The sequence below is a fragment of the Flavobacterium sp. genome, assembly GCF_003525665.1.
Classification (GTDB): Bacteria; Bacteroidota; Bacteroidia; order Flavobacteriales; family Flavobacteriaceae; genus Flavobacterium.
Genome location: NZ_DQDX01000118.1, coordinates 18,231 through 24,372, shown reverse-complemented (window position 1 = coordinate 24,372; position 6,142 = coordinate 18,231). Strand labels below are relative to the sequence as shown.

The window sequence follows — 6,142 nt, the reverse complement described above, 5'->3', positions numbered from 1 at the left end:
ACCAACTGAGCTATCGAGTCATAATCATTTCTTGAACGCGGGTGCAAATATAAGGCGTTATTATTTATTTTTCAAAGCAATTTTGTATTAAATTTACCTTTTTTTAATAATATCTCTTAATGCCTTAATTTATAAGGTTTTATTTTATGAAGAAAGTTGTTTTAATAGGGTACATGGGTAGTGGTAAGTCGGTTTTATCTCAAAAATTGTCTAGAAAAATTGAAATTACCTCCGTGGAGTTGGATGAAATGATCGAAAAAAAGTGCAATTTAAGTATTGAAAAAATATTTGCTACCAAAGGCGAATTGTTTTTTAGAAAACTAGAACACCAACTTTTTGTAGAATTGTTAGAGAATGATGAAGCTCTAATTATAAGTACTGGTGGTGGAACACCTTGTTATTTTAATAATCACGAACTTTTACAAAAGGAAGATGTGGTTTCTATTTACCTTAAGGCGTCGATAGATACGCTTTTTAATCGTTTAGCTGATGAAAAGCACAAACGACCACTAATTGCTCATTTAAATGAAGAAGAAACGAAAGAATTCATCGCTAAGCATTTATTTGATAGAAGTTTTTACTACAATCAAGCCAATTTTAAAGTGAGTGTTGATGGAAAAAGTATCGAAACTATTGTTGATGAAATGTATCAACTGCTAACTTAAAGTAGCGTAAGAGTTATCTTTTTCAAAAACAACGGTAACATGTTCTAATGATGAGGTTGAAAGCGAAATCCCTTTAAAGTCAACTTTGATTGGGTATTTTTTGTGATTTCTGTCAACCAACACCGCTGTTTTAAATTTCTTTAACGGAACATCCAAAAAATGTTTTACTCCATACATTAAGGTAGAACCCGAATTTAATACATCATCTACAAGGATAATTCCTTTGTTTTGATAGGCTTCTTTTGGAAGCGATGTTTTTATCTCAGAATTTAGGTTTTGTTTGTCTAAAGTCACTTCGCACAAAATTACTTCAAGTGGAGAAATTGATTGTAAAACAGCTGCTATTTTTTCGGCAAAAACATATCCGTTTGATGCTATTCCTGCTACAATAATACTTTCTTCATCAACAAATGTTTCAAATATTTGATAGGCAATTCGCTTTATTTTATGATCGATTTCTTGCTTGTTTAAAATAATATTGTGGCTCATGGTTTTATTTTTTTGTAAATATAAAAAAGAGTTCGTTTCCTTGTCTTGGTTTTATCGAATTATATGCAGTTTCTAACTTTTTTACTTCAAAATCATTTTGAAATAACGCTAAATACTCTGATTTAGAACCACCAAAAGGCGGACCGACATCGGTTAATGGAAATTGAAATAACAATCCGGCAATTTTACCATTTGAATTCAATAATGATTTCATTTTAGCTACATAATCTCCTCGTAATGAAGGATCAATTGCACAGAAAAAAGTTTGTTCCAGAATTAAATCATAAGTAGCATTATGTTCAAAAAAATCAGATTTAATTAATTGATTTTCATTGCAATTTGAAACTCTTTCTTTGATATTATCTAATGGCGATTGAGCAAAATCTAATACATAAACATTTTGAAATCCGTTTTTTAATAGGTATTCAAATTCATAACTATTTCCGGCTCCAGGAATTAAAATTTTAATCGATTTATCTTCAATTTGATCAATATATTCTTTTAGCGGAGTTGTAATTGTTCCAGCATCCCAACTTATTTCATTGGTTTTGTATCGGTTTTCCCAATAATCACTATTCAGTTTCATCTTCGTCGGTATTGAATTCTATATCGTCTAGATCTCTTCTATCTTTTTTGGTTGGTCTACCAGTTCCAGTTTTTCTATAATGTTCTTTAGAAAGTTTTAAAAGTTCTAAATGAGCAAATGATTCTGCTGGAGTTTCATCTTTTCGATATACATCAACAAGTTTGGCTCCAACACGATTTGCAGGAACATCCAAAACCGTAATTATATGGGTAATTTGGTCTTTTCTAAACGTGATTTTATCCGTAGCAAAAACCTCTTTAGAAGCTTTGGCAACTTGACCGTTTACTGTAATATGATTCTTTTTGCAAGCTTCGGTTACCATATTTCTAGTTTTGTAGTAACGTACACACCATAAGTATTTGTCAACTCTCATAATTTTTTCTAAAATCAGCGTTAAATAGTTTACAAAAATAAATCAATATTGTATCTTGCGCACCTAATTTAATATAATAATGAACAAATATTTTAAAATTATTTTTTCTCTAGCGGTTATCGTGACGCTTTTCTCTTGTGCAAAAGAAGATGATAATCCTGTTTCAAAGCCTAGAGATTATGTAGAACAGTATGCTAAAGATATTGATTCTATAAATAAATTTATTGATACACACTCAATGGCTGTTGATGCTGAGTTTAATGTTACATACACAGAAATTCCTGCCAATGGTCCGGAAACTTCTATTAGAGAACAAACTCAATATCCTTTACAGTTTAAAACAGTTACCAACGTTGCTCACAAGGTGGATTATAAAATATATTATATTGTATTAAATGAAGGTGTTGGTCAGCGTCCAACTGCGGTTGATTCAATACACGTTAGTTATCGAGGTGTTGAAACTGTTAAAGGCGACCAATTTGATTTTGCTCAAAATCCAGTTTGGTTTAGAACTGATGATTTAGTTGCTGGATGGAGTGAAATATTGCCTTATTTTAAAACAGGTAATTACGACCCAACAGATGGACCAAACCCAGTAAATTTCAGTGATTATGGCGCAGGTATTATGTTCTTACCATCAGGAATGGGATATTTTAATTTATCGCAAGGAACACTTACTGCTTATGCTAATTTAGTTTTTTCATTTAAACTTTTTGAGTTAAAATATAGAGATCATGATAGTGATGGTGTATTGTCCAAAGATGAAGTGCCTTTGGGTTCCGACTTTTTATATGATCCACAAGATTATAATTCAGATCTAAATTTTCCAGTAGGAAATGGAGATGAAATTCCTAATTATTTTGATGTTGATGATGATAATGATAGAGTATTGACAAAAAATGAGATTAAATATTCATACATGGATGGAGTTGTAAAAAAAACACGTCAATATCCTTTTAATGGTGCTGCAACAGATAATCCATCTACACCATGGGATGAAACTAGAGGAATTCCGAGAGCATTTACTGGACCATTAATGCCAGTTATTATTCCTCCATCAACTACTCCAATCATGTTGCCTAGTCCAGGACCAGGCGATTTTACTGACCCTAACAGGTTAAGAAGGCATCTTGATCCAAATGCAAAGCCACCCTTTTATGATCAATATCAATAATTATAAAACAAAAAAACCAGTTCAAACGAACTGGTTTTTTTATGAATAAAAGTGAAATTATTTTCTTTTAATAACTCTTTCCACAGCTTCAACAATAGCTTGATTGTTTAGCTTGTATTTTTCCATTAATTGTTCTGGAGTTCCGCTTTCGCCAAATGAATCTTGAACTGCTACAAACTCTTGTGGCGTTGGATTGTTTAACGATAAGGTTCTAGCAACGCTTTCGCCTAAACCACCAAGAATATTGTGTTCTTCTGCTGTAACTACACAACCTGTTTTTCCAACCGATTTTAGAATTGCTTCTTCGTCCAATGGTTTTATTGTGTGAATATTAATTACTTCTGCCGAAATACCTTTTGCTTCCAATGCTTCTGCTGCAATTAATGCTTCCCAAACTAAATGTCCGGTTGCAATGATTGTAACATCTGTACCTTCGTTTAAAAGTATCGCTTTTCCAATTACAAATGGTTCGTCTGCTGGCATAAAGTTAGGCACAACCGGACGACCAAAGCGCAAATAAGCGGGACCATGATGATCTGCCAAAGCTAAAGTAGCTGCTTTCGTTTGATTGTAATCGCAAGTATTGATAACAGTCATTCCTGGTAACATTTTCATCAAACCAATATCTTCTAATATTTGGTGTGTTGCTCCATCTTCTCCTAAAGTTAATCCGGCGTGAGAAGCACAAATTTTTACATTTTTATCAGAATAAGCAACCGATTGACGAATTTGATCGTAAACTCTTCCTGTAGAAAAGTTAGCGAATGTTCCAGTAAATGGAATTTTTCCACCAATGGTTAATCCAGCTGCAATTCCAATCATGTTGGCTTCTGCAATTCCAATTTGGAAAAAACGCTCTGGGTGATTTTTTTTGAAATCGTCAAATTTTAATGAACCAATTAAATCGGCACATAAGGCAACAACGTTTTCATTTTTTTGTCCCAATTCGGTCATTCCTGCACCAAATCCAGAACGGGTATCTTTACTTCCTGTATTTTCGTATTTTTTCATTTTGTGTGTTGTTTTTATAATCTTTTTGGATAAACTTCTTCGATTTCAAATTTGAAATTAAAGTCAACTTTTTTTATTTCAACAAAATCTATTTGAGATTCAATTTTTCCATCTTTTAAATGCAAAACCTTTTCAATATTTAAATCTTTTAAATCTTTTAATTTATACTTATTGAGAAGATAATTTTTTATTGACTTTTTATGTGAGTCAACTGTGTTTTCATTGTCTCCAAAGTAATAATAATGTTCATTAATGATTTTTTTTCGCTTCTTATTTCTATAGGAAGTAAGATGGACAATTGTTTTTTCTGTCAAACTATCATTTTCATATTCAAAATCTTCAACAAATTTTTTGAATCTTCTACCTTTAATAGTTTGTACTCGAGTGTATAACTTGGGATTTGTCAATTTATTGAGATCTTCAATTTTCTCAAATTTAAAATCAAAAACAAACTTTATTAATTGTCTATTCTTTCGATCATTTAATGTTGCTTCTTTGCTGCTGTAATTTAGTAATAGCGTATAAGTTGAATCTTTTTCATTGAGTACGTTTACCATTAAATTATCCAATTTAGCACCATAATTTTTATAGTTGGAAATCGAATAATAATCAAAGTAATAACTCATTTTCTCTTGTGAAAAAGAAAAAAATGATAGAAAAAGAAAACTAAAAGCTATTAAAGACTTCATTAGTAGTCTCCTAAAGTTTCAGCGTTTTGTTCTAATGCTTTTGCAAGTTGTTCATCATTTGGAGCTTTTCCGTGCCAAGCGTGAGAATACATCATATAATCTACTCCGTTACCCATTTCTGTGTGTAATAAAACGCAAACTGGTTTTCCTTTTCCAGTTCTAGATTTAGCATCAGTCATTCCAGCAATTATTGCTTCGATATCGTTTCCAGCAGTAATTTCTAAAACATCCCAATCGAATGCTTCAAACTTAGCGCGAACGCTTCCCATGTTTAAAACTTCGTCTGTAGTTCCGTCAATTTGCTTTCCGTTTAAATCGATTGTTGCAATTAAGTTATCTACTTTTTTAGCCGATGCATACATAATTGCTTCCCAATTTTGACCTTCTTGCAATTCTCCATCGCCCAAAAGTGCGTAGATTAAATGATTGCAATTGTTCAATTTTTTAGCTTGTGCAGCTCCAATAGCAACAGATAAACCTTGTCCTAATGAACCCGATGCAACTCTAACTCCAGGTAAACCTTCATGTGTAGTTGGATGTCCTTGTAAACGAGTGTTTAATTTTCTAAAAGTGGCCAATTCTGAAACTGGGAAATAACCACTTCTAGCCAAAACGCTGTAGAAAACTGGCGAGATATGGCCATTTGATAAGAAAAATAAATCTTCTCCAATACCATTCATGTCAAATCCTTCTTTTCTGTCCATTAATTCTTGGTATAAAGTCACCAAAAATTCAGTACAACCTAATGAACCTCCAGGATGTCCTGAGTTTACGGCATGTACCATTCGAAGAATGTCTCTTCGCACTTGTGTTGAAAAATCTTGTAATTGTTGTGTGTTAGTCTTCATTTTGTTTGTTAAAGTTAAACTGCCGCAAAGATAATCAGATAATTCGATTTTTAGTTTAATGCGGTTTTAGACTTTTAAAAAGTTATCTACAAAATGACCATAAAAAAAGATTGAAATCAATTTTAAATCAATTTCAATCTTTAATTAGATAATTTGTAGCATTATTTAACTCTTTTTAGAAAATCTGCTGATAATAAATACAATAACTGCTATGATGGCAATTACAATAAAAATTCCAACTCCCATTCCGGCTTTGAAAATACCTTCTATAAGGTCACAACTTGTAAATAGGAATGAAATCAGAAAT

At 31.9% G+C, this 6,142-nt stretch carries 8 protein-coding genes; 2 read left to right on the top strand and 6 right to left on the bottom strand.

Going from position 1 to position 6,142, the window contains the following annotated elements; all coding sequences use genetic code 11:
* Positions 1 to 146 precede the first annotated feature (146 nt).
* Positions 147 to 665 carry a shikimate kinase gene (locus DIU01_RS08595; protein ID WP_290833510.1) on the top strand — a complete coding sequence of 173 codons (519 nt, stop codon included), beginning with the start codon at positions 147 to 149 and terminating at the stop codon, positions 663 to 665.
* Here the strand turns inward: DIU01_RS08595 and DIU01_RS08590 are convergent.
* The 3 genes from DIU01_RS08590 to DIU01_RS08580 are packed head-to-tail and all read right to left on the bottom strand — an operon-like array spanning position 657 to position 2,113.
* Positions 657 to 1,154: a phosphoribosyltransferase family protein gene (locus DIU01_RS08590; RefSeq protein ID WP_290833508.1), complete on the bottom strand. Its 498-nt coding sequence runs from the start codon at positions 1,152 to 1,154 to the stop codon at positions 657 to 659. The two genes, DIU01_RS08595 and DIU01_RS08590, sit on opposite strands and share 9 nt — an antisense overlap.
* Before the next feature lie 4 nt (positions 1,155 to 1,158).
* Positions 1,159 to 1,740 (bottom strand): SAM-dependent methyltransferase, encoded by a 582-nt coding sequence (locus DIU01_RS08585; RefSeq protein ID WP_290833506.1) that lies wholly within the window; start codon positions 1,738 to 1,740, stop codon positions 1,159 to 1,161.
* Complete coding sequence (locus DIU01_RS08580) at positions 1,727 to 2,113, bottom strand: S4 domain-containing protein (protein WP_290833504.1); 387 nt, start codon at positions 2,111 to 2,113, stop codon at positions 1,727 to 1,729. The genes DIU01_RS08585 and DIU01_RS08580 overlap by 14 nt, the downstream gene beginning before the upstream one ends.
* A 79-nt stretch (positions 2,114 to 2,192) precedes the next feature.
* Here DIU01_RS08580 and DIU01_RS08575 point away from each other — a divergent pair, with 79 nt between their 5' ends.
* Positions 2,193 to 3,287: a hypothetical protein gene (locus tag DIU01_RS08575; protein WP_290833502.1), complete on the top strand. Its 1,095-nt coding sequence runs from the start codon at positions 2,193 to 2,195 to the stop codon at positions 3,285 to 3,287.
* 57 nt (positions 3,288 to 3,344) lie between these two features.
* Here DIU01_RS08575 and DIU01_RS08570 read toward each other — a convergent pair whose 3' ends face one another.
* From DIU01_RS08570 to DIU01_RS08560, 3 genes are all read right to left on the bottom strand, one after another.
* On the bottom strand, positions 3,345 to 4,298 hold the full coding sequence (locus DIU01_RS08570) for a transketolase C-terminal domain-containing protein (protein ID WP_290833500.1): 954 nt from the start codon (positions 4,296 to 4,298) through the stop codon (positions 3,345 to 3,347).
* 14 nt (positions 4,299 to 4,312) lie between these two features.
* A complete protein-coding gene (locus tag DIU01_RS08565) occupies positions 4,313 to 4,867 on the bottom strand; it encodes a hypothetical protein (RefSeq protein ID WP_290833498.1) in 555 nt (184 codons plus the stop codon).
* A 119-nt stretch (positions 4,868 to 4,986) separates the two neighbouring features.
* Positions 4,987 to 5,835, bottom strand: coding sequence for a transketolase (locus DIU01_RS08560; RefSeq protein WP_290833496.1), 849 nt, complete (start codon positions 5,833 to 5,835; stop codon positions 4,987 to 4,989).
* Positions 5,836 to 6,142: the final 307 nt, after the last annotated feature.

Coding starts and splice junctions, on each gene's coding strand:
- DIU01_RS08595 (WP_290833510.1), top strand. CDS start 147: ATGAAGAAAGTTGTTTTAATAGGGTACATGGGTAGTGGTAAGTCGGTT.
- DIU01_RS08590 (WP_290833508.1), bottom strand. CDS start 1,154: ATGAGCCACAATATTATTTTAAACAAGCAAGAAATCGATCATAAAATA.
- DIU01_RS08585 (WP_290833506.1), bottom strand. CDS start 1,740: ATGAAACTGAATAGTGATTATTGGGAAAACCGATACAAAACCAATGAA.
- DIU01_RS08580 (WP_290833504.1), bottom strand. CDS start 2,113: ATGAGAGTTGACAAATACTTATGGTGTGTACGTTACTACAAAACTAGA.
- DIU01_RS08575 (WP_290833502.1), top strand. CDS start 2,193: ATGAACAAATATTTTAAAATTATTTTTTCTCTAGCGGTTATCGTGACG.
- DIU01_RS08570 (WP_290833500.1), bottom strand. CDS start 4,298: ATGAAAAAATACGAAAATACAGGAAGTAAAGATACCCGTTCTGGATTT.
- DIU01_RS08560 (WP_290833496.1), bottom strand. CDS start 5,835: ATGAAGACTAACACACAACAATTACAAGATTTTTCAACACAAGTGCGA.